At 59.4% G+C, this 26,388-nt stretch carries 19 protein-coding genes and 1 pseudogene; 10 read left to right on the top strand and 10 right to left on the bottom strand.

All coding sequences use genetic code 11. The features are described 5' to 3' along the window. Window positions 1-323 precede the first annotated feature (323 nt). On the top strand, window positions 324-1,925 hold the full coding sequence (locus JNN07_16105) for a peptide chain release factor 3 (protein MBL9169264.1): 1,602 nt from the start codon (window positions 324-326) through the stop codon (window positions 1,923-1,925). A gap of 375 nt (window positions 1,926-2,300) precedes the next feature. Here JNN07_16105 and JNN07_16100 read toward each other — a convergent pair whose 3' ends face one another. The 3 genes from JNN07_16100 to JNN07_16090 are packed head-to-tail and all read right to left on the bottom strand — an operon-like array spanning window position 2,301 to window position 5,804. Further along, entirely contained in the window at window positions 2,301-3,515 is a 1,215-nt protein-coding gene (locus tag JNN07_16100) for an ABC transporter permease (protein ID MBL9169263.1), read from the bottom strand. A gap of 3 nt (window positions 3,516-3,518) precedes the next feature. Beyond that, window positions 3,519-4,280: an ABC transporter ATP-binding protein gene (locus JNN07_16095; GenBank protein MBL9169262.1), complete on the bottom strand. Its 762-nt coding sequence runs from the start codon at window positions 4,278-4,280 to the stop codon at window positions 3,519-3,521. A 42-nt stretch (window positions 4,281-4,322) separates the two neighbouring features. Further along, entirely contained in the window at window positions 4,323-5,804 is a 1,482-nt protein-coding gene (locus tag JNN07_16090) for an efflux RND transporter periplasmic adaptor subunit (GenBank protein ID MBL9169261.1), read from the bottom strand. Between the two features lie 353 nt (window positions 5,805-6,157). Between JNN07_16090 and JNN07_16085 the strand changes: the two genes are divergently transcribed. The 5 genes from JNN07_16085 to JNN07_16065 all read left to right on the top strand — a co-directional run bounded on the left by JNN07_16085 (window position 6,158) and on the right by JNN07_16065 (window position 10,473). Next, window positions 6,158-7,348: a pyridoxal phosphate-dependent aminotransferase gene (locus JNN07_16085; GenBank protein ID MBL9169260.1), complete on the top strand. Its 1,191-nt coding sequence runs from the start codon at window positions 6,158-6,160 to the stop codon at window positions 7,346-7,348. A gap of 450 nt (window positions 7,349-7,798) precedes the next feature. Continuing rightward, on the top strand, window positions 7,799-8,593 hold the full coding sequence (locus JNN07_16080; protein ID MBL9169259.1) for a thymidylate synthase: 795 nt from the start codon (window positions 7,799-7,801) through the stop codon (window positions 8,591-8,593). Window positions 8,594-8,625: 32 nt separating this feature from the next. Further along, a complete protein-coding gene (locus JNN07_16075; GenBank protein MBL9169258.1) occupies window positions 8,626-9,087 on the top strand; it encodes a dihydrofolate reductase in 462 nt (153 codons plus the stop codon). Window positions 9,088-9,148: 61 nt separating this feature from the next. Beyond that, the gene (locus tag JNN07_16070; GenBank protein ID MBL9169257.1) at window positions 9,149-9,985 is read left to right on the top strand and encodes a glycosyltransferase; all 837 of its coding nucleotides are present in this window, start codon (window positions 9,149-9,151) and stop codon (window positions 9,983-9,985) included. Between the two features lie 110 nt (window positions 9,986-10,095). Continuing rightward, on the top strand, window positions 10,096-10,473 hold the full coding sequence (locus JNN07_16065; GenBank protein ID MBL9169256.1) for a four helix bundle protein: 378 nt from the start codon (window positions 10,096-10,098) through the stop codon (window positions 10,471-10,473). Between the two features lie 48 nt (window positions 10,474-10,521). Here JNN07_16065 and JNN07_16060 read toward each other — a convergent pair whose 3' ends face one another. Together JNN07_16060 and JNN07_16055 are read right to left on the bottom strand one after the other, a co-directional pair. Further along, the gene (locus tag JNN07_16060) at window positions 10,522-12,363 is read right to left on the bottom strand and encodes a DNA primase (GenBank protein MBL9169255.1); all 1,842 of its coding nucleotides are present in this window, start codon (window positions 12,361-12,363) and stop codon (window positions 10,522-10,524) included. Between the two features lie 26 nt (window positions 12,364-12,389). Then, window positions 12,390-13,037 carry a CvpA family protein gene (locus JNN07_16055; GenBank protein MBL9169254.1) on the bottom strand — a complete coding sequence of 216 codons (648 nt, stop codon included), beginning with the start codon at window positions 13,035-13,037 and terminating at the stop codon, window positions 12,390-12,392. Between the two features lie 103 nt (window positions 13,038-13,140). On the opposite strand from JNN07_16055, the gene JNN07_16050 reads away from it, so the two are divergent. The 4 genes from JNN07_16050 to JNN07_16035 all read left to right on the top strand — a co-directional run bounded on the left by JNN07_16050 (window position 13,141) and on the right by JNN07_16035 (window position 19,741). Continuing rightward, window positions 13,141-14,376: a DEAD/DEAH box helicase gene (locus JNN07_16050; protein MBL9169253.1), complete on the top strand. Its 1,236-nt coding sequence runs from the start codon at window positions 13,141-13,143 to the stop codon at window positions 14,374-14,376. A 23-nt stretch (window positions 14,377-14,399) separates the two neighbouring features. Next, window positions 14,400-16,127, top strand: coding sequence for a hypothetical protein (locus JNN07_16045; protein MBL9169252.1), 1,728 nt, complete (start codon window positions 14,400-14,402; stop codon window positions 16,125-16,127). A gap of 288 nt (window positions 16,128-16,415) precedes the next feature. Continuing rightward, the gene (locus JNN07_16040) at window positions 16,416-18,479 is read left to right on the top strand and encodes a UvrD-helicase domain-containing protein (protein ID MBL9169251.1); all 2,064 of its coding nucleotides are present in this window, start codon (window positions 16,416-16,418) and stop codon (window positions 18,477-18,479) included. Between the two features lie 23 nt (window positions 18,480-18,502). Next, the gene (locus JNN07_16035; protein MBL9169250.1) at window positions 18,503-19,741 is read left to right on the top strand and encodes a DUF5009 domain-containing protein; all 1,239 of its coding nucleotides are present in this window, start codon (window positions 18,503-18,505) and stop codon (window positions 19,739-19,741) included. Between the two features lie 595 nt (window positions 19,742-20,336). Here JNN07_16035 and JNN07_16030 read toward each other — a convergent pair. The 5 genes and pseudogenes from JNN07_16030 to JNN07_16010 form a co-directional block, all read right to left on the bottom strand. Continuing rightward, the gene (locus tag JNN07_16030; GenBank protein MBL9169249.1) at window positions 20,337-22,844 is read right to left on the bottom strand and encodes a sulfatase-like hydrolase/transferase; all 2,508 of its coding nucleotides are present in this window, start codon (window positions 22,842-22,844) and stop codon (window positions 20,337-20,339) included. Window positions 22,845-23,326: 482 nt separating this feature from the next. Further along, window positions 23,327-23,428 (bottom strand): annotated as a pseudogene (locus JNN07_16025) (glycosyltransferase family 2 protein). 261 nt (window positions 23,429-23,689) lie between these two features. Further along, window positions 23,690-24,544 (bottom strand): hypothetical protein, encoded by an 855-nt coding sequence (locus tag JNN07_16020; protein ID MBL9169248.1) that lies wholly within the window; start codon window positions 24,542-24,544, stop codon window positions 23,690-23,692. Between the two features lie 11 nt (window positions 24,545-24,555). After that, the gene (locus tag JNN07_16015; protein MBL9169247.1) at window positions 24,556-24,897 is read right to left on the bottom strand and encodes a hypothetical protein; all 342 of its coding nucleotides are present in this window, start codon (window positions 24,895-24,897) and stop codon (window positions 24,556-24,558) included. A gap of 354 nt (window positions 24,898-25,251) precedes the next feature. Next, on the bottom strand, window positions 25,252-26,370 hold the full coding sequence (locus tag JNN07_16010) for a D-TA family PLP-dependent enzyme (GenBank protein MBL9169246.1): 1,119 nt from the start codon (window positions 26,368-26,370) through the stop codon (window positions 25,252-25,254). Between the last annotated feature and the right edge of the window lie 18 nt (window positions 26,371-26,388).

Below are 26,388 nucleotides of genomic sequence, written 5' to 3'. Positions count from 1 at the left end.
GTGGCACGCCTTTCAGGGTGCTGTTGAATAGGGGTACGACAGACCGGGGGTGTCGCTGCGCTCCACACCCCGGCTAAACTCTTTGAACCCTGAGGGTTCTCGGCTTCGGCCTCAGGAACTCATGCGAAGAAGTGAGGATCTCCTACAGCTTGTCTAGTCCCCATTTTTGGAGGTAAAGATGAGAGCCCTCTGCCGCTTTTGCCCCCCCGACGGAGTCGGGATCCCTCGCACCTCCCCCACTCTCACCCACTTCCCCCCGTAGCAAAACGCCAGTCACTTCCCCGCTTGTCCTGGAGCAAGGGTCTGATAGCCTCACCTGCTCTGTGGATATCGCCAAAGAAATTCAGAAGCTTCGGCCGTGCGCCAACATCTCGCATCCGGAGGCGGTTAAAACGACTCTGACCGAGAAGCTGTTGCTGTACGGAGGAGCGGTACAGCTCGCCGGTTCCGTCACCGCACGCAAGAATCAACGCGCCACCACGTCCGACTGGATGGAGCTGGAGAAAAAGCGTGGGATCTCCATCAGCAGCACCGTCCTCCAGTTCGACTACGATGGGTATCGCATCAACCTGCTGGACACCCCGGGTCACAAAGACTTCTCGGAGGATACCTACCGGGTGCTGACCGCCGTGGACGCTGTCGTCATGGTGATCGACTCCGCCAAGGGTATTGAAACCCAGACCCGCAAGCTCTTCGAAGTCTGCCGCCAAAGGGGCGTGCCGATCTTCACCTTCATGAACAAGTGCGACCGTCCCATGCGGGAACCGCTGTCGCTACTCGATGAGTTGGAGAAAGTGCTCGGAATTGGGGCTTTCCCCGTCAATTGGCCGATTGGCACCGGCTTTGAATTTCAAGGGGTCTACGACCGACGGGACAAGCTGGTCTATTTGTTCGAGAGGACCGTTGGAGGACAATACCGGGCGCCGGTGTCGATCGGCGGACTGGACGATCCCATCATCCGCGATCGACTCGACGAACAGACTTTTCACAAGGTCTCCGAGGAACTCGAGATGCTGGAGATGGCGGGAGAGGCCTTCGACGAAGAGTCCGTGCTCGCCGGACAGACCACGCCAGTCTTCTTCGGCAGCGGCATTAACAATTTCGGCGTTCAGCTCCTGCTGGACGGATTCCTCAAGCACTCGCCTCCTCCACGCGCCCGAGTGATCGCCGGTACTCCCATCGCCCCTGAGAACCCGGCCTTCTCTGGATTCATCTTCAAGATTCAAGCGAACATGGATCCACGACACCGGGATCGCATCGCATTCATCCGCGTGTGCTCCGGCAAGTTCGAACGGGACATGACGGTCACCCATCCGCGCAGCGGCAAGAAGGTGCGCCTCTCCAGCTCTCACAAGCTGTTCGGCAACGAGCGAGAAACGCTCAACGAAGCGTATCCGGGCGACATTATCGGGTTGGTCGGCCTTTCCGATTTCGGCATTGGGGACACGCTGACGACGGATCCCACGATCAGTTATCGCGAGATTCCTCGGTTTACTCCCGAGTCGTTTGCCTATCTACACAATCCCAACACGGCGAAGTACAAGCAATTTCGACAAGGATTGGATCAGCTGCTGCAGGAAGGCGTGATCCAGGTGCTGCATCTGCGCAACGCCATCATCAAAATTCCGTTATTGGCGGCAGTGGGCCCCCTGCAGTTCGAAGTGGTGCAGTTCCGTCTCGAGAGCGAGTACGGTGCCGAATCCCGATTGGAGTCCGCGCCGTGGACCGTCGTTCGGTGGCTTCCGAAGGAGTTCAAAGACCCCGAACTAGACGCCCTGGCGCTTCCGACCGGGGCGGCGATCGCCTTTGACATGGGGGGGAATCCCGTGGTGCTCTTCGCGAACGAGTGGTCGGCGAATTACTTTCAGCAGACGAATCCCAAGGCAACCTTGTCGGCGCTGCCGGTGCAGCTCCGACAGGAATAGGTGCTGCTGTAGGAGACGCTTGTCACGTCGTAGCTTCAGGCGAAGACGGAACGTCAGGAGGCTTCGGGAAAGCCGCGAGCACCGTTCGCTGCGTGGTAGGAAACAGGCAGCCCCCGAGGACTCGTCACCTCGTCCCCTACAGTTCCGGAGTGTAGGAGACGACGTCAGGAGGCTTCGGGAAAGCCGCGAGCACCGTTGGCTGCGCGGTAGGAAACAGGCAGCCCCCCAAGGACTCGTCACCTCGTCCCCTACAGTTCCGGAGTGTAGGAGACGACGTCAGGAGGCTTCGGGAAAGCCGCGAGCACCGTTCGCTGCGTGGTAGGAAACAGGCAGCCCCCAAGGACTCGTTCAACCTCGTCCCCTACAAGGGCGAATTCACTCGTAGCGCAAGGCATCGATTGGATCCAGGCGCGCAGCTTTCAGAGCCGGAAAGAATCCGAAGACGATCCCGATCACCGCGCTGACGCTGAAAGCAACCAGGACTGATTCCTGGGAGATGAGCGTCGGGAAGCCAGCAAACTTTGTCAGCAAGGGTGCCAGCCAATAGCCGGTTCCGATACCCAGAGCCCCGCCAGCCACGCTGAGCAGTACCGCTTCGGTCAGGAACTGCCGCAGAACATCGCGACCACGAGCGCCCACGGCCAGGCGAATGCCGATCTCGCGAGTTCGTTCGGTGACACTCACCAGCATGATGTTCATGATCCCGATTCCGCCCACCACCAGTGATATTCCTGCGAAGAATCCGATCAGCACGGTCATGATGCGGTTGTTCGCATTGAAAAAGTCGGAAGTCTCCTGCTGAGAACGCACCATAAAATCGTCGTCCTTACCTTCGGCGATCTGGTGCCGTTGTCGCAGGACCTCCGTGATAGCTTGCTGCACCTCCGGAATCTCACCCGGAGAAGCCACCTGCACGAAGAACGAGCGGAACTTGGTATCGCCCGAAAGGCGCTTCATGACGCTGGTGTAGGGCAGCAGTAAGATATCGTCCTGATCCTGTCCAAAACTCCCCGATCCCTTGGCCTCCAACCAGCCTATGATGGTAAAGGGAGCATTCTTGATCCGGATGATCTGACCGACAGGATCGATATTCTCACCAAAAAGCGTCTTGGCCGTGGTGGAGCCGATTAGGCAGACCTTGTTAGCCCCCCGCACGTCGGCCTCGGAGAAGTTCTGTCCACCGCGCAAGTTCCATGAACGCGCGAGCAGATACTCTTCGCTCACCCCAGAGACCTGCACGGAAGTGTTCTGATTTCCAGCCGCCACTTGCCCCTGCGTGCGGGCCTCAGGACTCACGGCAGTCACACCGGTCACTTCGCGTCGAATAGCCTCATAGTCCGCAACAGTAAGGTTAGGCGCCATGCCGAATCCGCCGCGAACCCCTCCCCGGGTCATGTTGCCGGACATCACGGTCAGGAGGTTTTGTCCCATCGACGCAATCCGCTTGTCCACCTCCGCCTTGGCGCCCGCCCCCATGCTTACGCCCACAATCACCGCGGCGATACCCACGATGATGCCGAGCATGGTGAGAAAAGATCGCAGGATATTCCGACGCAAGGCGCGCAGGGCGATTCGCAGGATGGCAATCATGGTTTAGGCGAGTTGAACGGCTTTCTGTTCCGCGTCGAGCTTGGCCAGCTCTTCCGATGCAATCAGGCGGTCCTTCACAGCTTCATCGCTTCGAACCAAGCCATCGCGCATCACAATGACGCGACGGCAATAGCGCGCGATATCCAACTCATGCGTGACCATGGCCACGGTCATCCCTTGATCGTTCAAGCGCTGGAAGATACCCATGATCTCGATGCTGGTACGGGAATCCAAATTGCCGGTCGGCTCATCCGCCAGCAGCAGCTTCGGCTCATTGACCAACCCACGGGCGATAGCCACGCGCTGCTGTTGGCCACCCGAGAGCTGGTTGGGGGTATGGTCGTACCGCTCGCCCAGGCCGACCATCGTCAACGCCTTCATCGCCCGCTCGCGCTGCTCGCGTCCCGGCAAAGCCGGACGCGAGTAAAGCATGGGCAGTTCGACATTCTCCACCGCCGAAGTTCGGGCGAGCAGGTTGAAGCCCTGGAACACGAAACCGATCTTCCGGTTGCGAAGATCTGCTAATTCATCCCGATTGAGCTCCATGACGTTCACACCATCCAGCAGGTACTTGCCGCTGGTCGGGCGATCGAGACAGCCCAGGGTATTCATCATCGTGCTCTTTCCGGAACCAGACGCGCCCATGATCGCGACAAACTCGCCGGGCTGGATCGAGAGGTTTACCCCGCGAACCGCATGCACCTGGACCTCACCGCTGGTGTAGGTCTTGCGGAATTCCTCAAGCTGAATAACCGGAGTGCTCACAAAATGTTCGAGTCGAGGTGCACGTTGCAGATTCGAATCAGTTTACCGGCGTCCCATGCCTCCGAACGGACTGCCGAGGGGATTTGTGGCAGAAGTCGCCGCGGCGGCAGTGACGGTGCCGACGACAATAACATCACCTTCCTTAAGTCCCTCAGTCACCTCGGTGTTCATACCATCGGAGATGCCTAACTTCACGGTCACGGGCTTAAGAACCGTTCTTTCGCCCCCCGCGGGCAACGTCTCTTTTTCGAGCATGTAGACAGTGGTCGTGCGCGGACGCTCGGGATCACTCCGGCGGACCCGTTCGCCGCCGCCGCCACCCCCGCCGCTACCAGTCCCACCACCACCACCTCCGCCACCCCCGCCTTGAGCGAAACGCGCCCTCATCTCGGCCATGATCTGCTGGTATTGCGCTTTCTGGTCCGCTGTCAGAGAGCTCTCGTATGCGGCACGCTCCTCGTCGGTCGGGCGCCGTCGCTCTCCGCCCGCCTGCCACGGAGGAATGGGCAGTCCGGCGAAGGGTCCGCTGGTCGCCAGTTCAACCTTGGGTTTCGCTCCGGCAGGTTCCTCAGGGGCACCCAAAATCACGGCGCCCGTTGGGGGACGAAAACGCAAACCGCTATTCTGAACCCGGACCACATTCTCCTTTTTGGCAGTCGTGATCGAGACATTGGCCGTCATCCCTGGCTTCAGCTTCATGTCTTCGTTGCGAACATCGATCATGGTCGCATAGTTCACCACGTTCTGATTCGTAGTCGGCTGGTTACGCACTTGGGCAACCCGTCCGCGAAACGTGCGCTGAGGGAAAGCTTCGACGGTGAATGTAACTTGCTGCCCCTCCTCCACCCCGCCGATGTCTGCTTCCGACACCAAGGCGCCGATTTGCATTTGGGTCAGATCGTTGGCGATCTGGAAGAGCGTGGGGGCGCTGAAGCTGGCCTGAACAGTCTGCCCGACGTTCATGTTCCGCGAGATGACTTTTCCATCGATCGGTGAATAAATTTTCGTCCGAGCCAGATCCACCTGAGCGCTTTTCAAGGAAGCCGCCCGGATTTTCATCATCGCCTCGCTCTGCTCCAGATTGGCCATGGTCTGCTCGTATTCCGACTCAGCGAGCAACTTGTCCGCCAGCAGCTTCTCCGAGCGACGGGCGTTCACCTTCGCCAGCGTGTTCTGCGCCTTGGCATTCGCCAGTTCGCTCTCCGCCTGGATCACGCGCGCTTCATAGGTCGCCGCATCGAGCTCCGCGATCAACTGGCCGTTGGTCACGTTCGAATTGAAGTCCGCATACAGCTTCAGAATGTTGCCCGAGACTTGACTACCGACGTCCACGCTGATGAAGGGAGTGAGCTGACCGTTCGCTGTGACACTCTGGATAATGTCGCCCCGTCCCACCACCGCGGTACGATATTCGATCTCACTCGTCGTCGGACGCTGGGACCGCCACCACCAAACACCGCCACCGCCCGCCGCGAGCAGCACAACCACAAACAGCCAGCCCCCGTATGATTTTCGATTGGCCATGATGAGAGAGTGTGTATGGAAACGATTGGAGAACGGAAGCGGAAAAGAGAAATATCCTTGGAAAACTGCGGTTTTGTGACGTGATCAACCGTCTCCGCTCTCGTGCAAATCCTGCACACCTACCCCTCCGACCGAGCGGACCTGAACGGGCTCGCCGTCCCGCATCCAGAGCGAGTGGCCCTTCGTGCAATTCCTGCGCAGGCCCAGGTAAGCCTCCACCTCTATCCGTCGAGTTCTTAGCCCGCTCCGCTCGGAGGATCGTCCGGGGACGGACGACGCGACAAAGTGGAACATGAACAGGAGCCGGGCTGCTTCTCCTTGTTTCTCCCCCGCCCTCGGGCCACTCTCCGGGCGTGCGCACACCGTCGTCGAATCTCGCCGGACTACGAACCACTGACCGCATGCAGGCGGTACAGTCCCCGATCATCCCGATCGTCGCCCAGTTAATCCGAGATCACCCCGGCACTCTCTCCCTGGGTCAAGGGGTCGTTTCCTACGGCCCACCCCCCGAAGTTTACGGGGCTCTGGAGCGCGGGATGAGCGACCCAGAGAACCACAAGTATCGTCCCGTCACCGGACTTCCCGAGCTCGTGGAAGCGTTTCGAAAGAAGCTCACCCTGGAGAACAACATTCGAGGATTTGACCAAACCTCGATCCTGGTAACGGCCGGCAGCAATCTGGGGTTCATGAACGCGATCCTCGCGATCGCCGACCCGGGTGATGAGATCATCCTCCAAACTCCCTATTACTTTAATCACGAGATGGCCGTCACAATGGCTTCCTGCCAGCCGGTACTAGTTCCGACCGACGCCCAGCATCAGCTGCAACTGGATCGCATCGAGGCAGCGATCACTCCGCGAACGAGAGCCATCGTCACCATTTCGCCCAACAACCCTACCGGCGCAGTTTATCCCGAATCAGACTTGCGGGCGGTCAATGCACTCTGTGCTAAGCATGGCATTCTCCACATCCACGACGAAGCTTACGAGTATTTCACCTATGGGGAGGCCCAACACTTCTCCCCAGCCAGCATACCGGGAAGCGGACCGCACACCCTCTCCCTGTTTTCCATGTCTAAGGGATATGGATTTGCCAGCTGGCGAATCGGTTTCATGCTTGTCCCTCAGGCGCTCACCGCATCATTGCTCAAGATCCAAGACACCTTGTTGATCTGCGCCCCGGTTCCCTGCCAATTCGCGGCACTCGGCGCCCTGGAAGCGGGAAAGCCGTGGGCGATGCAGGGGCTGGAACGAGTCCGGGCCGCCCGCGATGCGGTTCAGCAAGGTTTAGCTGAACTGGGCGACGCATGTCGCATCCCCAGGGCCGACGGAGCGTTCTACTTCCTGGCGGATCTCCAGAGTAATCAGGACCCGATGGCGATCGTGCAACGCCTGGTGAAGGACTATCAAGTGGCGGTGGTCCCCGGAAACGCGTTCGGAGCGGCGGGCTGTCGGCTGCGGATTTCTTACGGTGCGCTCACACCGGACACCGCCCGCACTGCCATCACACGATTGGTCACGGGTCTGCGGGCGCTCCTCCGCTAGCCGCAAGCCCCGCCGACGCGATCGGATGGCCGTTGTGAGATACTCAAGCAGCATCGCATCGCAACGCGTCGGCGGGGCTTGCGGCTAGGAGGCACTGCGTGCGGGGAAGCGGAAAAGCCTCCGGATGGTTAAGCGGTTGGCCCACGGAACACGCGGAGCACACGGAGTGGGAAGGGATCCAGAAGAAGATTACCGTCAGTCAGCCCGGCCCGTACGAGTCCTCCTTCAGATCCGTGTGGTCCGCGTCGTCCGTGGGCTATATGTCCCCTTTCCAGAAACGGAATGTGGAAGTCCGTGAAGTGCAGTCTCCCCGCACGCAGTGCCTTCTGCACGAACCAGGCTCTACCTTCGACCGACGGTCCCGCCTGTCGGTCGGAGGCAGACCCTGGTTCGTGCAGACAGTATTGTCTTGCACCTCGGGATCGATCTCGATAACCAGAATCGGTTTTCATGCTCCAGTATCAACAATTACTCCGCCAGGTCTTGGAACAGGGCCGATTTAAGTCGGATCGCACCGGCACTGGCACCTATTCGCTCTTCGGGGCTCAGGCGCGTTTCCCACTCCAGGATGGCTTTCCCCTGGTCACCACCAAGAAAGTTCACCTCAAGTCCATCATCCACGAACTACTCTGGTTCCTGAGCGGCGACACCAACATCCGCTATCTGAAGGATAACGGAGTGAGCATCTGGAACGAATGGGCGGATGCCGAGGGCAATCTCGGACGGGTCTACGGTGCTCAGTGGTGCGACTGGCGAACGGCCGATGGGCGGTCCATCAACCAGATCAACCAGGTCATCGAAGCCATCCGAACCAAGCCCGACAGTCGGCGGTTGATCGTCAGCGCCTGGAATCCGGGCGAGGTTGAAACCATGGCGCTCCCTCCCTGCCACACCCTGTTTCAGTTTTACGTGCAAGAGGGGGAGCTCAGCTGCCAGCTGTATCAACGCAGCGCGGACCTCTTTCTCGGAGTCCCGTTCAACATCGCGTCCTACGCGCTGTTGACTCTGATGGTTGCTCAGGTTTGCGATCTCAAGCCCGGGACCTTCGTTCACACGTTCGGAGATATCCACATCTACTCGAACCACCTGGACCAGGTGAAGCTGCAGCTCAGTCGCGAGCCTCGTCCCTTGCCCCAGATGCGGCTGAATCCAGCGATCAAGGATATCCACCAGTTCAAGTTTGAGGATTTTGAGCTGACCAACTACGACCCTCATCCAGCCATCAAAGCTCCCGTTGCCGTCTAATCGGAATGAGGAGAATGACTGGTCCGCGAACTATGAAACGCTTCAAAGCCATCGCGGCCATGTCGCAAAACCGAGTGATCGGGCGCGAAAACGGCATCCCGTGGCATCTCCCTGAGGACTTCAAGTGGTTCAAGAAGATGACCACCGGCAACACGATTGTGATGGGTCGAAAGACCTTCGAATCCATCGGCCGACCGCTACCCAACCGGACCACCGTCGTGCTGAGTCGAAGCCCCTTCCAGCACCCAGGCGTGCGCTGGGTCAAGGACCTTTCCGAGGTCCATCCCGATCAGGAGCCGGCCGAAGTGTTCATCTGCGGGGGAGCCCAGATTTACGAGCAGGCCTTAACCCAGTGCTCCGACCTCTACCTGACCTTGGTCAAGCAAACCGTGGATGGAGATCGATTCTTTCCCGCCTTCGAACAGGAGTTTGAGCTCGTCCAAACCTTGCAAACCACCCCTGAGTTTGACATCCTCCACTATCGCCATCGCTAGTTATCCAGCGTAGGCGCTCATGCGACCCAATTGCCATTTCAAACCAACGAGGGAATGAACCGTGACTGACGTTCCAGCTCCAGCCAACGCCCCGGCGAAGAGCCTGCTCCTGCTGATTCCAGCTTACAATGAAGAGCAACGGATTGAGCCTGTCCTACGGGAATACGGGGCCTATTTCCGCGACAATTACCCGGGGGAATTTCACCTCGTCGTGGTGCTCAACGGATGCGTGGATGGCACGCTGGGAGTGGTGCAGAAGGTGGCCGCCGAGTTTCCCTTCATTAGCGCGCTTGAGTTTCCCGCCGCCATCGGCAAAGGGGGAGCCCTTATCGAGGGTTTCAAGCTGGCCACGACCCACAACCTGGTGGGTTATGTCGATGCCGACGGAGCCACAGCCCCGAAAGATTTCCACGATCTCGTCAAACGATGCGAGGAGGCCGATTGTGTCATCGGGTCGCGCTGGATGCCTGGGGCAGTCATCAATCAAGCGCAAACAGGGCAGCGACGATTCGCCAGCCGAGCCTTCCATTTGATCGTCGAGATGCTTTTCTGGATGGGAATACGCGACACGCAGTGCGGTGCGAAGGTCATTCACGGCGCGGCGATTACCAGCATTCACGACAATCTCCGCATCGCGGACATGGCTTTTGATATCAACCTGCTCTACGCGTTGAAGCGGGCGAAGTTTAAGATCCTGGAAGTTCCCACTGTGTGGACCGACAAACTGGGATCGAAGGTAGTGCTGGGAAAAACTTCGCTCACCATGTTGCTCTCGGCCATCCGGGTGCGGTTGATTTATTCCCCGTTCTATCGACTCCTCCGGCCCCTCCGTCCCTTGGAAGGCTGGCTCTACCGCAAGCTCCGCGCCCCCCTGCCCCGCAGCGGGCCGCCGAAGTGAGAGGGGAAGGGAAGGTGGTAGGTGCCAGGTGCCAGGTGCCAGGTGCCAGGTGCCAGGTGCCAGGGGTCAGGGGGGAAGGAGGAGGATGCAATGAACGCGAATATGAAGGCATGAAGATACTGAGTTATCGGGATCTAAAGGTTTGGCAGCTGGCCATGGATTTTGTGGTGGCCGTATACAAGGTTACCCGAGGTTTTCCAGCGACGGAACAGTACGGGCTCACTTCCCAGATTCAGAGGGCGGCAGTTTCAGTTCCTGCGAACATCGCTGAAGGACAGGGCCGAGCTCACCTCAATGAGTATTTGCACCACCTGTCCTTCGCAAGAGGCTCGCTGATGGAGATCGAAACTCATCTACTGATCGCCGAGCGCCTTGGCTATTTGGACCCTCGCGATTCGAAACAGCTGCTTTCAGCCGCTTCAGACATAGGGCGGATGCTGAACGCGCTGTCTCGTAGCCTAAAGGCGAAACGCCCCCCTGCCCCCTAACACCTGAAGCTATTTGACACCCGACACCCGGCACCCGGCACCCGGCACCTAACTCCCCCCCTCCCCCCCCATCGCCTCCAGCGGCTGCTTCTTCAGCGCCCGAATTTCGTTCATCCGTAGGGGGATCGCGAAACGCTCCTCCTCACCGATCGACGCATCAGCCAGGTGCAGCTTCAGTTGCTCCAGTTCGCGGTCGAGAGTCTGATTGCGGAGCGTCACCAACAGGTCCATCAGGGTCTTTTCCGCCTTGGGAATCGTTCTTCCCTCCATCGCATGCTCGCTCACTAAGCGCCGCGATTCATCGTCCGGAAGGGTCCCGATCAGCGTCGCCACACTCGGATAAAAGCCGTCTTCGGTGGGGGTGAGTCGTAGCTGGAGGATATGCCGGACCACCCCGTGACGGATCCATTCCAGATCGAGGTGGGTTGCGGCGGTCGGTAGGATGTCGTCGTTGCCCATCACCAGCTTCAGCAGCCAGATCTCCTGAGAACTGGGCTTCGCCATCGGAACAGGCTGGACGTCCCCCCCCATCTCCTCCTCCTCCGCCAAAAGATTCTCAGGGGCCTCGCGTTCCCGCTCAGTCGCCGGACGGAGTTTCTTGAACTCCTGCCGAACCGACTCCGCGGACACCCCCAACGCCACCGCGGTTCGCTGCACATACTTGTCAATCATGACGGAGTTAGCGGTCTTGTTGACCGCGGTCCCCATCTCGCGCAACACCGCCATCCGCCCACGATCCGACTGAATATCGTTCTGCTTCGTCAGCCGATCCAAATAGAAATCAAAAAAGCCGCTGGCATTCTTGATGAGCTGGGCGAAAGCGGGTCCTCCGAACTCCTTGATGTAGCTGTCGGGATCATGCGGCGCAGGCACCACCGCCACTCGGATCGCCATGCCCACCCCGAGCAGCCCATCGAGAACACGCACGGCAGCGTTCTGGCCGGCATTGTCCGAGTCAAAGCATAATACCACCTCCTCGACATAGCGCTTGAGAATCCGCGCATGTTCGGGAGTAAACGCCGTTCCCTGCGGAGCCACAATGTTCTGTACCCCCCCCTGGAAACAGGCGATCAGGTCCAACTGGCCCTCGCAGATAATCGCCACTCCGGCATCGAGAATGGCCCGTTTGGTCTTGTCCAGACCGTAGAAAACCTTGCTCTTGCTGAAGATGGGGGTCTCGGGCGAGTTGACGTACTTGGCGGTCTTCTCATCGCCTTGGAGAATCCGGCCGCTGAAGGCGATGATCCGCCCCTGCTCGTCGGCGATCGGAAACATCAGGCGGCCCCGGAAGCGATCATAGAAACGGTCGGTCCCTTCCTTTTTGACGATCAGTCCCGCTTGCTGGGCCAGTTCCAGCTCGAACCCGTGAGACTTGCACCAGTTGACCGTGTCATCCCAAGCCTCGGGCGCATACCCGATCCGAAACTGCTTGATGGACTCCTCCGTAACCCCCCGCTTGGCCAGGTAATCGCGAGCGATCTGCCCCTGGGCCTCGGTAGCCAGAGCACCCTGCCATCGACGGCTGATCTGCTCGTGGATCTGGCGCAAGGTCTCCTTGAGATGCTGAGAACGATCCGGTCCGCTGCCGTCTTGATACTGAAGGGGGATGCTGGCCCGTTGGGCGAGACGTTGGACCGCCTCGATGAAAGTGACACTCTCGTAATCCTGCACGAAGCGGAAGACGTCACCGCCTTTGTGACATCCGAAGCAATGGAACGCCTGTCGGCTGGCGCTGACGTGAAAGCTGGGACTCTTTTCCCGATGGAAGGGGCACAGGGCAACAAAACTAGCCCCGGCTCGCTTGAGGGGGAAGTAGCCGCCAATCACCTCGATGATGTCGTTGGCAGCCCGGACTTGCTCGATGAAATCTGGACCGAAAAACCCAGCCATTGCCCAGAACTTTGGGCGGGTTGAGACTACCGATCAAGCACTTCGTTCAATCGGCGGTCCTTGGGAGGGGTACGGGATTGAACGGAAGGGGCCAAACTCGGCGAGGTGGGTTTGATCAGGAGGGACGGAACTTGCTTTTCAATCACCTGTCCGACGAAGGAGCTTTTGAAGATGTCAGCTTGGAGGCTGTAGAGGCGGAAGAATCGGATGCTCCCAAAGTTATCCTCCTGCTGCTTTTCGCGGGCCTTGATCTCCATGGGGGTGTATTCCCTGGAGTGAACCAAAGCCATGACTACCAATAATATACAAGAAAATCGGACCGCCCCAGCGACCATGCCGAGATAATATTCTCCCCCACCAAACATCTCACCCTGGGCGATCTTTTCCCCGAAATTGTGTTTGAGTGAGCCAAAGATCAAGACCATCAGCAGGCCAAACCCGATATATGCCATCAGGTATCCCCCCAAGGCACTCAAGCCAGGCACAACCTGAGAGAGGTAGTGGGTCAAAGGCTCATAGAGGAAGGCGCCCCCGAAGAGAATCAGCAACCACTTGATCAAATCGAGCATCTCTCCGGACATCCCCCGCTTCCGCCCGCGGGTCACGCCGAAGGCCAGCAATGCCACCACCGTCAAGTCCACCCACGAGAAAGAGAGTTCGGTTAACGCCTTCATGCCACACCTATTTTGTCCCCTCTTCCATCGACCACCACCGAGGCATTCTTGACCCTGAAACATTTCCTTCCCCTCGGCAGGCCGAGCGAGTTAACATATCTCCATGGTATTCGGCAACTTCGGGCTAGCGGAAAAAATTATAGAAGGAGTGAAGGCCATGGGTTACGTGGAACCCACTCCGATTCAACTCCGAGCGATCCCGATCCTCATGGAAGGACACGATCTCATCGGGAGCGCGCAAACGGGAACGGGCAAGACCGCCGCGTTCTCGCTGCCCATGCTTTCCAAGCTCATGGAGGCACCGCCGGGCAAGACCCGGATGCTCGTGCTGGAACCTACTCGCGAGCTGGCGGCACAGGTGGAAACAGCGATCCGAGACTTCGCACGTTTCACGGAGCTTAAGGTGGCCGTCGTGTTCGGAGGCGTCGGGTATGGCAAGCAACGCGAGGCGCTCCAAAACGGAGTGGATATCGTCGTCGCAACTCCCGGCCGTTTGTTGGATCACATGCAACAGAAAACAGCGCGGCTGGACGCGGTGGAGTATCTTGTCCTGGACGAAGCCGACCGCATGCTCGACATGGGTTTCCTTCCCGATGTGCGCAAAATAGTGGAGCACTGCCCTCGGAAGCGACAAACGGCCTTGTTCTCCGCCACGGTCCCGGCGCAGATTGAAACGCTCATCCAGTGGGCGATGAAAGATCCTCAGACCGTGGAGATTGGAGCGCGACGATCCCCGGCCGAGACTGTCAAGCACGTCGTCTATGCCGTGGCCGATGCGCAGAAAAAAGACCTCCTGCTCGAACTCCTTAAGAGCGTGAGCTTTGAGTCTGTCATCATCTTTTGCCGCACCAAGGACCGCGCCGACAACATCGCGAGCTTGCTCAAGCAGAAGCAGCATGCGGTAGCGGTGCTCCATTCCAATCGGACGCAACAGGAGCGCGAGCGGGCCCTGCATGGGTTTCGCGACGGCAAGTATGAAGTGTTGGTGGCGACCGACATCGCTTCGCGCGGCCTCGACATCGCGGATGTCAGCCACGTGATCAACTACGACGTTCCTCAGCATCCGGAGGATTACGTGCACCGCATTGGCCGAACCGGCCGGGCCCAGGCTACCGGCGACGCGCTCACCCTGATGGTGGCGGAGGACCGTCAGCACATGGCAGCCATCGAGCGTTTCATCGGGCAAAAGATCGAGCGCGTGAAGCTCGAAGGATTTAATTACACCTACACCTCGCTCTTCGACGACGACGACAAGCGTCCAGCACACGAAACCAAGTTCCGCGCTGTTCGGCTGTCCGGCGGTTACTACTTCGGACCCGCCAAACGACGCAAACGATAGCGAGGGTGTCCGGTAGGACATCCATGGCTTCCCTCCTCCGCATCTCACCGATCGTGGAGCGCGAACTGCGCGTCGCCAGCCGTCGTCCTGCTACCTATTGGAGCAGAGTCGGAACGGGTGCACTGGGGGTGACGGTGCTGCTCTGGCTCCTGAGTATGGATGGGACGGTCGCCGGGGCTTCGGTCACCGGACTTTTGGGATTCCGGATTCTGGCGACCATAGCAAGTGCGGTGTTGGTCCTAGGAAGCCTTCATCTTTCCTCCTCCAGCCTGGCGCGCGAGAAGCGAGAGGACACCCTGGGATTGCTGTTCCTCACCCCTCTCACCCCGATGGAGCTGATCCTGGGAAAGCTCACCTCTGCTTGTCTGGGAAGCCTCTATCGGTTTTTGGCCCTGGTGCCACTCCTCGCCTTGCCCATGTTGTCGGGTGGAGTCTCCCTGGCCAACTTTCTCTGGTTGATCATCGGTCTTCTGCACCTGGTGTTTCTGGCGGCCACTCTAGGCCTGTTCCTCTCATCCAAGTCCTGGGATGAACATCGTGCTCTGACCAGCACCACTGTTTACTTTCTGGGTTTGCTGGTGGTGGCTCCGAGCCTGGCCAATCTGGCAGCTTCCACGTTCCACATCGAACGCCCGGAGTACCTGTTCGCCCTCAGCCCGGCTTTCACTGCCTACCAGGCCCTGTTCCCTGGATGGGGAGACGGGAAGGCGATGCTATTCTCCCTGGCGTGGACCCAAGCGGTGGGCTGGTTCTTCCTCTACCGCACCCACCAGCGCCTGCCTCGCTGCTGGCAGCATCGCCCCGACCCTGTCCCTCGCACTCGTCTCGACAGTGCGCTGGTCGACGCCTCCCGGGATCGGCCTCCGGCGGAGCAGAGCATCGGGAACCGAGTTCGATCGTTCCGGCTGACGCGGTCGGTCCATCGGCAGCAGGTTCTCGACGGAAACCCTATTGCTTGGCTGGCTGGACGAACGCGCGCGCCCTCGGTTCGAGCGTGGACGATTGGGGCGATAGCCTTCGTCGGCTGCCTCTACGCCGTGGACGATAGTTTCGAAGCGTTGCTCTCTCCACGGTTGGCCTTGTTCGTATTCTTCTGCGTGAACGCAGCGCTCAAGTGCCACGTTCAGGCTCAGACCAGCTACGCATTCGCCCGCGATCAGGCCGAGGATCGACTCAGTCTGCTCCTCTACACCCACATCAGTCCTGATCAACTTGTCCGGGGACACCTCGAGGCATTACAGCGCCTCCGGCCGTTGGTGTTTAAGCTGCTCGCCTTTGAGGTGATCTGGCTCACCGCGACGCACGCCTGGGCGGTTGCGGAACAACCCTCGTATCGGATCCAGCAGGTCATACGGCCAGCCGTGGTCGTCTTACTCGTGCTCATTCCGGATCTCTATGCGTCCGCTTGGACCGGATTGCGGCAAAGCGCCCTGCGCAACAGCGCCGTTGACGCCTCCCGCGAGACATTCAACGACGTGATGCTCACTCCCTGGGTCTTGGTGGCGTTAGTTTGGATGGGATCAGTGATCACCTCAGGATGGCGATTTCTCACCAGCCTCAGCTTTCTGGCCGGGCCGTATCTGGTCGCGACCCTGGCGATGGACGCCTGGCTCATCTACCGGGCGCGTCGCGATCTGCCCCTCCTGATTCCTTTGGCAACGGCCCGCCGTGCGGAGGATCTCTCCGTCAGCGAGGAGCGCTGGCGAATCCTGGGCCGCCGATTGGGCCTATGGTGGGCTCGGCGAAGGTAGGGCGAGACTCCGCTCGAGCCCAATCCTGCCCCAGGCCTGGGAGAACCAAGGGGCAACTCCGCGAGGGCCGAGAGATGATCGTCGCCCCGTCGGCTCTTCACGACGCTGCCTGCTTTCAATTCGATCGCGTAGGGCCCTTCAGGGCTCGAGCAGAAATTGGAACTATAAACCTCATCGGACCGCTTCGCGGTCAGGTCTCTCCCTACCTCTCCGCCCCAGGCAGGTTCCTCCGTCCTCCGGGAGGAGTTTTTTTCTTCTCTTTCCAAGCTTCGTCGGTTGAATGGTGAGGTGGCCCGCGATTATGTGCTCCAGACGTTCCAGTCCCCAGTCAATCCCCAGATTGACTATGCCAAGGAGCTGAACCCGCAGCAACTCGCCGCCGTCACGGCCCTGCCCGGCCCCGCCCTCGTCATCGCGGGAGCAGGCTCAGGTAAAACTCGCACGCTGACCTACCGGGTGGCCTATCTTCTCGAGCAGGGCATTCCCCCCGATCGAATCCTCCTCCTCACCTTCACCAACAAGGCAGCGAAGGAGATGATGCGCCGCGTCGCCGACCTGCTCGGAACCGAGCTGCGCAGCCTGGCCGGAGGCACTTTCCACTCCATGGGTGCACGGTTGATCCGGGATAACGCCGATCTGCTAGGGTTCCGTCGCGACTTCACCATCCTGGACCGTGAGGACTCCCGAGACCTGGTAAAGACCTGCCTGGCCGACCCCTTCTTCGAACAGGGCGGGATCGTCATGCCGAAGCCCGATGTCTTGGTCAGCCTGTTCTCGATCGCCGTGAACAAATACACCTCGATCGAGGAAGCCATCGCCCAAGAACATGGCCAGCTGACCGGGCTCACTTCGCAAATCGTGGAGTTGGGAAAGCGGTTCAAGGAGCGTAAAAAGGCGTCCAATGTCATGGATTTTGACGACCTGCTGACTGGCTGGCTTCAGCTACTCGAGGAGCATCCCGCTGTCCTGGAACGGTATCAGCGGCAGTTTCAGTTCATCCTGGTGGATGAGTATCAGGACACCAACACCGTCCAGGGCAAGATCATCGACTTGCTGGGCGCACGGCACCAGAACGTGATGGTGGTCGGCGATGATTCGCAGAGTATCTACTCCTGGCGCGGCGCCAACTTCCGCAACATCATCGACTTTCCGAAGCGCTATCCGAAGGCGGCCATCTACAAGATCGAGACCAATTACCGGAGCACCCCCGAGATCTTGAACCTGGCCAATGCCGCCATCGCCGCCAATATCCACCAGTTCAAGAAGGAGCTCACGGCCGACAAAAAATCCGGCATGAAGCCGGTCCTGGTGCCCTGCAGCGACGCGAATATCCAGGCGGCGTTCATCTGCCAGCGCATTCAGGAACTGAACGATGAAGGGGTATCGATGTCTGAGGTCGCGATCCTGTATCGCGCGCACTTTCACGCGATGGAACTTCAGTTGGAGCTGGCTCGCCGCCACATCCCGTTCGTCATCACCAGCGGCGTCCGGTTCTTCGAACAGGCCCATATCAAGGACCTCACCTCGTTTCTGAAGCTCATGGCCAATCCCACGGACGAACTGTCGTTCAAGCGAATTGCCCAGCTGCTTCCCGGCATAGGTGCAAAGGCAGCAGAAAAACTGTGGACCACGTTTCGATCGAAGAGCGAAGGGCTGCCCTCCCCGGCGCCAACGACATCATCGGAACCGAGCGCGCCTGAGACTTCGACCCCCACCAAGCACGCCCTGGCGAAAGCGCTCCAACAGTGTCAGCCCGCCGTGCCGAAGAAAGCCATTCTGTCCTGGACAGAAATCGTCACGATCTTCGCGCAGATGGAGTCGCTGCACGACAAGCCATCCGAGCTGATCCAGCTCATCATCGAGGCTTTTTACCAGGACTATCTCGAGGACAGCTTCGATAACCACCGCCAGCGCCTGGAAGACGTGCAGCAACTGGGGGTGTTTGCGCATCAGTTCCAGGACCTTGAGAACTTTCTGACCCAACTCTCCCTGCTCACTGAAATCGAGCCGGACGAAGAAACCAAGAAGACCGACGATTCGGACAAGGTTCGACTGACCACCATTCATCAGGCCAAGGGTCTGGAGTATGACGTGGTGTTCTCGATCATGCTCTGCGAGGGGCTTTTTCCATCGACCTGGTCGCTCGAGTCGGTTGATGGCGAGGAGGAGGAACGTCGACTCTTCTATGTGGCGATCACCCGGGCTCGGAAAGAGCTTTATCTGAGCTATCCCTTGATGCGCTACACGCAAGCGTACGGAGAAACCCGCCAACTTCCTTCCCGCTTCATCAGCGAGCTGCCTCCCGAACTGTATGAAGAGTGGAACTTGCGACAAACTGCTTTCGGATACTAAACCACCCAACTGTGCACCGACCTATGCCGACCTCTCCGTCTCCATCCCCCGCCCCCGCAGCTGCACCACGCCGCTTCATCTCCGTCGATGCCCTCCGGGGGTTTGACATGCTCTGGATTGTCGGAGCGGCGGGACTGGTCCGGGCGTTGGATAAGCTGGCCGGCGGACAGGACTCCGGGGTGCTCCACTTTCTGGCGCAACAGTTCCAACACAAGGACTGGGACGGGTTTGCCTTCTACGATCTGATTTTCCCCCTGTTCGTGTTTCTTGTCGGGGCCTCAGTGGTCTTCTCCATGACGAGGGCGCTGGGTCAGGAGGGCAAAGGTGCGGCCTACCGGCGCATCTTCAAGCGGTTCATCCTCCTCTACATCGTGGCCTTGATCTATTCGGGGGGAGTTTCCCAACTCTGGCCCGGGATTCGGCTGATGGGTGTGCTCAACCGGATTGCGCTAGCCTATCTTGTCACAGCGCTGGCCTTCTGCCATCTGCGCGGACGCGGGCTGGCAACGCTGTGTGCGACGTTGCTGCTCGGCTACTGGGCCCTGATGACGTTCGTGCCGTTCCCCGACGTGCGGCCACGCCAACCCAACGGCGAGCTGGTGAGCACACGCATCGAAACCCGGAAGGTCGAGGAGCTCAACTGGAACAGTTCTCACACGCTCCGCGGCGTGTTCGAGCCAGGCCTGAATCTGGCGAACTACCTCGACCAAAAGTATCTCCCGGGACACAAGCACGACGGCACTTACGATCCGGAGGGATTGCTCAGTACACTTCCCGCGATCGGAACATGCCTACTCGGCGCCCTGGCCGGGCTCCTGTTGATCAACCCAGGAATCACGGATCAGAAGAAAGTCATCATCCTCATGGGGGCTGGCGCGGTAAGTGTCGCCCTGGGTTTCCTGTGGGGACTTCAATTCCCGGTGATCAAGAAGATCTGGACGTCCTCCTTTGTACTCGTCGCGGGCGGCTACAGCGCGCTGTTGTTGGGCCTGTTTCACCAGGTCATCGAAGTCTGGAAGATCCAAGGTTGGGTCCTGCCGTTTGTCTGGGTCGGCTCGAACTCGATCACGATCTATCTCGCCAACAACCTGATTGGATTCGGGAAGCTGGCCGAGCGTTTCGTGGGCGGGGATGTGAGCGCCTTCATGGATCGCACCTTCCGCCCCGGGGCCGGCGCTCTGCTGAGTGCCATCGTGGCGGTTGGCATCGGCCTCGCCCTCGTGCGCTTCCTTTACCAAAAGCGGATCTTCTTGCGGCTCTAGCAGGCCGTAGGACTTAGAATGTTGTTCTGCGGGGTGCTCACCCGGGCTGTCCCTTGGTTCCAGGGATTTCTGGACGTCGGCCTGCTAGAATTCACCCCGACTCCGAGTCGGGGTGAGGAAGCAGGATCCACTCCATCTTCATGCAAACCATCAGCGAATCGGCTCTTTTCCGCAGGAAAAATGTCTAGCAGCGGAGACGGACCGTGAGAAGGCTCTTGCTGCGGTGGGTTTTCGCCTTCTGATCTAAGGATTCAGCGTTCGCGCAGGCCTGGTGACTCGTCCCCTACAGCCATTGGGAGTGTAGGAGACGAGGTAACGAGGCTCGGTTCATCGGAAGGGGCCGCCGGGATTACCCCACCGGGTTAAGGCAACGAGTTGGCGATTACGATTGCGATTACGATTACGAGCGCGAGAGCTGGGAATGCGCCGAGACGGCGCACGCTACAATGATCAATCCCGAGAAACGGAGGATGGAGCCGCGATGACGCAATGGACGCCATGGGAAACCGGGGAGGAAGAGAAACGCAGGGCTCATCTTACCCCTCAGACATAGAGTCCTTCGCGTCGTTTGCGGTTCAAAAGCTCGGCACCCAGCTCAACGATCAGTGCGCGCGGAAGCGGTTTGCCGATCAGCACCATAACGTCGAACCAGACGGAGGATTCGATGATTGCTGCTGTCACTGATGTAGACGTCCCCGGTCGGATGCACCCAGACTCCATGAGGTTGATTCAACTCGCACACCTCACCGGGTCCATCCATGCCCTCGCGACCCGCCAGTCCCGTCCCGGCGACCCGATGGATGAACCCGGTGCGCGGATCGTAACGTCGCACCACATGGTTCTCGGTGTCCGCGATCAGCACGCTGCCATCCTGATCCATGCATAGATCCTTCGGACCCCTCAGTCGCGCCGCTGCTCCCGGCCCACCGTCGCCCGCCAACCCGGGTTTTCCGTCCACGCCTACCACGGTACGAATCCGTCCGGATCGCTCCACAATTCGCAAGGCGTTTCCGCTGCGCTCCAAGATGTAGACACGCCCCTGCCGGTCAACGGTCACCGATCGTGGATCGACGAGAGGCGACTCAATCGCCAACGCACCGTCAGCCGGCACCCCCCGCTCGCTATTGCCGGCGACCGTGCGTATCAAACCCGACTTCAGGTTCACCACGCGCACTCGACGATTCTCGAGGTCGGTCAGATACAGATTCTCCCCCGGATAGTCCAAGGCGATCCCATACACGCCATTCAGGTCCGCATTCACAGCCGGTCCGCCATCCCCACTGAAGCCGGCACGGCCCGTGCCAGCGATCGTTCGAATGATGCCGGTAGCCCGTTCGATCCGGCGCACCCGATGGTTCCAAGTGTCAGCGACCAGCACATCTCCCTCGGGGGTGAGCGCCAGTGCATGCGGCCCATTCAGACGAGCCTTTTCTCCGGGACCACCCTCTCCACCGTCGCCCTGAACCCCGTCTCCAGCCATTACTGAAACCCAGCCGTTGGTTTTCATCCGCAGCACACGATTCCCCGTCATCTCAACGATCACGCCCTCACCCTGAGCATCGAACTGGATGCCGAACGGACCTTGCAGTCGAATGGACCTCGAATTGGTAGGAGCAAAGAAGCGGCCTCCTCCCATAAATCCTCGCAGCGATGCACTGTGGACCACCTCGTCCCCCAATTGCTGGCGCAGTCGTTCCAACTCCCGGACGAGCTCCCTTCGAACGCCCGCGTACGCCGGGTCTCCAGCGACGTTACGCATTTCGTTGGGGTCCGACTGCAGATCATAAAGCTCCCAGGCATCCAAGTTTTCGAAATAGATGAGCTTATGTTCACGCGTGCGCACCCCGTAATGCGGCTGCACATTGTGGTCCCCGGGATAGTGGTAGTAGCGATAGTACATCGACTGCCGCCAATCCCGAGGCGTGAGGCCTTCCAGCACGGGAACCAAGCTGCGCCCTTGAATCTCGGCTGGGGCTTTCAACCCAGCCAACTCGAGAAAGGTGGGAGCGAAATCGACATTCAAAACCATGTTGGTGTTAACCGAGGACGGAGCGATGCGACCCGGCAACCGCGCCAGCAGCGGCATGCGCAAGGACTCCTCATACATGAACCGCTTGTCATACCATCCATGCTCTCCCAGGAAAAAGCCCTGATCCGAGGTGTAGATCACCAAGGTGTTGGTCGCCAGACCGGACTGATCGAGGTAGTCGAGTAACCGCCCGACATTGTCATCCATGGAGGCCAGGCATCGCAGGTAGTCCTTCAGGTAGCGCTGATAGTTGGAGTGGCGCTTCTCTGAGGCTGTCAAGCGGGCATCGATCGGCCCCTTAAGGTCGTTGGTACTGAGGTTGCGGTCCAAGCGCATGGTGGCTTCAGCGGCGGCGGGCGAACGGCCAGCGTAATCATCGTCAATGGTAGCCGGCTCCGGGATGGTGGCATTTTCATACATCGTGCCGTGCCGACTGTCCGGCTGCCAGTTGCGATGAGTAGCTTTGTGGTGGGTCATCAACAGGAAGGGCCGATCCGGATCGCGTTTCTTCAGAAAATCGATGGAGAAATCGGTGATGAGATCCGTGACATAGCCGGTGTACTTGTTTGTGCGGCCATTCTCGATCATGACCGGGTTGTGATAATCCCCCTGGCCCGGCAAGACATTCCAATAGTCAAAACCCGTGGGATCGCTGAAAAGATGCCATTTGCCGATGAGACCGGTTTGGTAGCCAGCGGCCTTGAGACGCTTGGCCACGTGATCTTGACGCCCATCAAACCGGTTAAAAACGGGGACGCCGTTCTTGTGGTGGTATTTCCCGGTGAGGATTGCGGCCCGACTGGGAGTGCAGATGGAGTTAATGGCGAAGCAGTGGGTAAATCTCATTCCCTGGCGGGCCAGACGATCCATCTGCGGCGTTTGGTTGATGCGGCTTCCATAGCAGCTCATCGACTGTGCGGCATGGTCGTCCGACATGATAAACAGGATATTCGGCCGGGGGTCCGCAGCGGCAAGGTCGAAGGCCGACAGGACCACCGCAAGCATAGAACACATCACTGAGTATCGGCGGCAAAGGAAACGACTCAGCGGCGGCGGGAAGATTTGGTGATCCATAAATAAAGAAGAGTCGAAATAATGCCCCAAGAGGCTTTGAGCGAGCCTAGCCAATTGCCGGAAATCTTGGACCGCCCGGCACGCCGTGGGAAGTAGGGAACAGGCAACTCGAGAAACCGAAGTCCCTGCTCGACCGCTCGCACCTGCATCTCCACATTCCATCCGAAGCCGCGATCCTTCAAGGCCAGTTGGCGGAAGGAACTGACGCGAATCAGCCGCCGTGATCCCATGTCGTGAAAACGAATCCGCCATCCCCAGCGCATCAGGACGGAGGCGACCTGGCTGCCGCACCGTTGCAGCCACTTTAAACTCGCGAGAGCCCCGGGGTAGAGGCAGCGGTTTCCTAAAACGAGGTCATACCCCTCCTCAACCGCCTGTTCCCAAACCGGCAACTCGGCGGCGACGAAACGGTCACTGCCATCAGCCGAGCTGAACAAAATGTAATCCACGCCAGGCGGCAGCGAGAGCAGCCCCGTCCAGCAGGCTGCGCCATAGCCTCGACGAGGCTCAAGGACCACGTCTGCTCCCTTGGCTCGGGCCAAAGCAGCCGTCTCATCCACACTCCCGTTGTCCACCACCCGAACACAACCGACTCCGAGGTTGATCCAATCAAGAACGGTCGATTCGATAACCTCCGATTCATTCAGCGCCGGAATGAGCACGAGGGTCCGCGCGAGGAAACGAACCCGCCCTGAAGAACCAGCGAGAGGAGGCACGGCGGAGGAATCTCCCGGAAGAAGACCTGGGCTGGGTGGCAGGACGTCCATGACAAGGGATCAAGACCGACCTCCCGTCCCATGTAGGACGGGAGGAACACCTACCGAAGAAGTCCCCCTGAGGGGCTCTTAGAATCCAAACGTCACCGAGGCGCCCATGATGATCGATTCCCCGGTGTTCCGGCCATCGATCACGGTCGCACCAAACAGCTGATAGTGGCGATTGCCCTTATCGGTGTAGCCGATACCCGCTTCCAGCGACTTCTTGATCTCGCGGAGCTCCGGCCATTGGTTCGCCCAGCCCGGCCCGCCGATGTCACGACCGTCCAACCCTTGGACCTGGCGGTATCCAAAGCTCACCGTCCAATCCTGGAACAACTGCTTGTAGACACCAGCGGAGAAGAAGAAATCATCGGGAACGCCCTCGGCGCGATTGCGGTATCCAACGTCGCCGAACAGACCGAAGCCGGTGTCGCCGATCGCCTTACCGAAGAGCAGCGAGGTTTCGAAACCGGACGCGCCATCTCCTGGGGAGTGAGGAGCAACCGCGGAGATCGGATACGACCCGGCGATGATGCCACCTACCCGCCAAGTCAGGGTCGGGGCGTAGGCACATCCCGCATCCTTCTCGTCCAGGAACTGGTAGCGAAGCCCCACAGCGGTGTCGGACAGCCCGTCGAGCGTCTCTCCCGCAAACTTTGCCTCCGAGCGGGTGTAACCCATGGTGAGATCGGCCGCGAGCTTCTTGGTGATCCCGTATTCGAGGGATAAGCTCACCGTGTGCTGCTTGATGGAGGAAGTCCAATCTGGATTGGTTTTGTGCGTCCCCATCCAGAACTCGTCAAACTTCTGAAAAATATAGATAGGGGTGACAGTGAATTCCTTCTCCTGAGGAAGCCAAGCCGATTGGGCGTCCGCAAAGGAAGCACCGCCAGCGGTGAGAATCGAAACCAGTCCGAGAGTTTTGTACGAGTTGAGTTTCATTGAGAGCACTTTCATTTAACCTTGAACCGAACCGCCAAGTAATATTCCACCCCAGCCAACTGCTGTGGCGTGAGCTTGCCTGCCAAAGCAGGGAGATTCACCGTGGGCTGAACTTTGCGAGGCAATCTGTCCTGCAGCTTTTTCAGCCGCGCTTCTTGAGCAGGCTTATCCCCGGACCCAACTTTCGGCAGCACCGTCCCCATAAACAAGTTCTTGCCGATTTCATACTTCGCCGCATCGATATTGTCCGGGGGCTTCGGGGGACGGCCTGCGTAGGTGCCGGAACCCAATACCCATCCAGGCATCACAAACAGCGCCACCAAACACCAAAGCACAGCGAGGCATCGCTTCATAAGTTCTTCCATGGCCATGACGTTCTTCCTGTCTATCCGCAATCCCCCGCATCGATCGAAAACTCAATGGCAACTGAGCCACCTACGACCGGCAACCATGCGGAAAACGGGCTCCTGTCTAGCGGAGGGTGACCAAGTCTGTCGAGCGGAAAGTCGGGGGCGGCCCGAAAGAGAACTGTCACCAAGGTGGTGCGGAACTCCCCCGAAGGTGCGGGCTTTCAGCCCTCAACGTGTGTGGGGTGATGAACCCTGGGGTTGTCACCCCAGGTAAACATCCACCCTCCCATCAAGGGCTGAAGGCCCGGCCTAGCACCGCCGAGTCCGTCGCGACTTCCCCGCCTTCCCTCGCCCCGATCAAAGGCTCAACCGTCGGTCGCGCCCAGAAACCCGCCACCGAGCCACTTCTTTCCCGCCCCGAATCACGACCACCTCCGAATGGAGAGCCACGGTAGGGCAAACATGCCAGGGAATCCCGTAAATGACCGTCCCAACCGGGAACTCAGCGGCCCGCGGAGTTTCGACCAGCAGATGTTCCTCGTTGTGCCCGACAAACTGAGCCTCGGGCAGATTGAGAAAAAAAACCCGAGGGTGCGGCATCTCGGAAGCCACCGCTTTGTGCCCTAAGTCCAAACACAATCGCTGGGGCAAAGGCTTGCTCACCACCCGCATCAGGAGGACCGCTGCCGGCAGGTATTCGAGGTCCGGCAAATTGGTCCCATACCCGTGATCCCAAAAGACACATGTTCCCGGACTGCACTCCACATCGGTTCGTTTCGCATGCACCGGAAAGGTGGGGGTTCCGCCGGCAACCACCCGCGGCACCGGGAAGCCCGCAGACACCAAGGCGCTCCGAAGCGCGATCACGGGAGCAAAGGCCTCCTCGCAACGTCGGGCACGCTCCACCGGATCCTTATCGTGCAGATGACCATCGTAGGCATGCAACCCGCCAGGTCGGATCCCTGGAAGCGTAGCCAGAACCCGATAAAGGTCCACTGCAGCCGGGCCGGGAGCAATGCCGGTTCGATGCTGACCACAATCGAGGTCGATCAAGACTTCGAGCGTAATCCCCTCCCGCCCGAGGGCCTCCGACAACGACCTCGCCACCTCAGCATCATCCACGACGGTCGAGAATCGAGTCTTGGGAAACGAGGCAGCCAGCCGAGCCAGCCGCCCAGCGCGCGGACCGACGGGTTGATAGGCCAACAGCACGTCCGGAGCGCCCGCCACCGCGCACATCTCCGCCTCGGCGATGGTGGCCGCTTTGAACCGAGTAATGCCTAGATCGAGATGCCACTGGACGATCTGCGGGAGCTTGTGGGTTTTGATGTGCGGCCGGAGCCGATCTACCCCTCCCGCCTGAGCAACCATCCGTCGGAGATTGGCAACAACGCGTTCCTCGTAGACCAGAAGCGCAGGAGAATCGATGTCGTCCGGATGGTCGACTCGATACCAAGGAGTAGGTGTCTCGGACATGGAATGAAAAAAGGGGGG

The sequence above is a fragment of the Verrucomicrobiales bacterium genome (assembly GCA_016793885.1).
Classification (GTDB): domain Bacteria; phylum Verrucomicrobiota; class Verrucomicrobiia; order Limisphaerales; family UBA11320; genus UBA11320.
Note: the sequence above shows the minus strand (reverse complement) of the source record. Positions and strands in the feature narration are given on the sequence as shown.

Bases quoted from the DNA above. Each gene is read 5' to 3' on its own strand.
- JNN07_16100 (MBL9169263.1), bottom strand. From the start codon at position 3,515: ATGATTGCCATCCTGCGAATCGCCCTGCGCGCCTTGCGTCGGAATATC.
- JNN07_16090 (MBL9169261.1), bottom strand. From the start codon at position 5,804: ATGGCCAATCGAAAATCATACGGGGGCTGGCTGTTTGTGGTTGTGCTG.
- JNN07_16080 (MBL9169259.1), top strand. From the start codon at position 7,799: ATGCTCCAGTATCAACAATTACTCCGCCAGGTCTTGGAACAGGGCCGA.
- JNN07_16075 (MBL9169258.1), top strand. From the start codon at position 8,626: ATGAAACGCTTCAAAGCCATCGCGGCCATGTCGCAAAACCGAGTGATC.
- JNN07_16065 (MBL9169256.1), top strand. From the start codon at position 10,096: ATGAAGATACTGAGTTATCGGGATCTAAAGGTTTGGCAGCTGGCCATG.
- JNN07_16060 (MBL9169255.1), bottom strand. From the start codon at position 12,363: ATGGCTGGGTTTTTCGGTCCAGATTTCATCGAGCAAGTCCGGGCTGCC.
- JNN07_16055 (MBL9169254.1), bottom strand. From the start codon at position 13,037: ATGAAGGCGTTAACCGAACTCTCTTTCTCGTGGGTGGACTTGACGGTG.
- JNN07_16050 (MBL9169253.1), top strand. From the start codon at position 13,141: ATGGTATTCGGCAACTTCGGGCTAGCGGAAAAAATTATAGAAGGAGTG.
- JNN07_16045 (MBL9169252.1), top strand. From the start codon at position 14,400: ATGGCTTCCCTCCTCCGCATCTCACCGATCGTGGAGCGCGAACTGCGC.
- JNN07_16035 (MBL9169250.1), top strand. From the start codon at position 18,503: ATGCCGACCTCTCCGTCTCCATCCCCCGCCCCCGCAGCTGCACCACGC.
- JNN07_16030 (MBL9169249.1), bottom strand. From the start codon at position 22,844: ATGGATCACCAAATCTTCCCGCCGCCGCTGAGTCGTTTCCTTTGCCGC.
- JNN07_16020 (MBL9169248.1), bottom strand. From the start codon at position 24,544: ATGAAACTCAACTCGTACAAAACTCTCGGACTGGTTTCGATTCTCACC.
- JNN07_16015 (MBL9169247.1), bottom strand. From the start codon at position 24,897: ATGAAGCGATGCCTCGCTGTGCTTTGGTGTTTGGTGGCGCTGTTTGTG.
- JNN07_16010 (MBL9169246.1), bottom strand. From the start codon at position 26,370: ATGTCCGAGACACCTACTCCTTGGTATCGAGTCGACCATCCGGACGAC.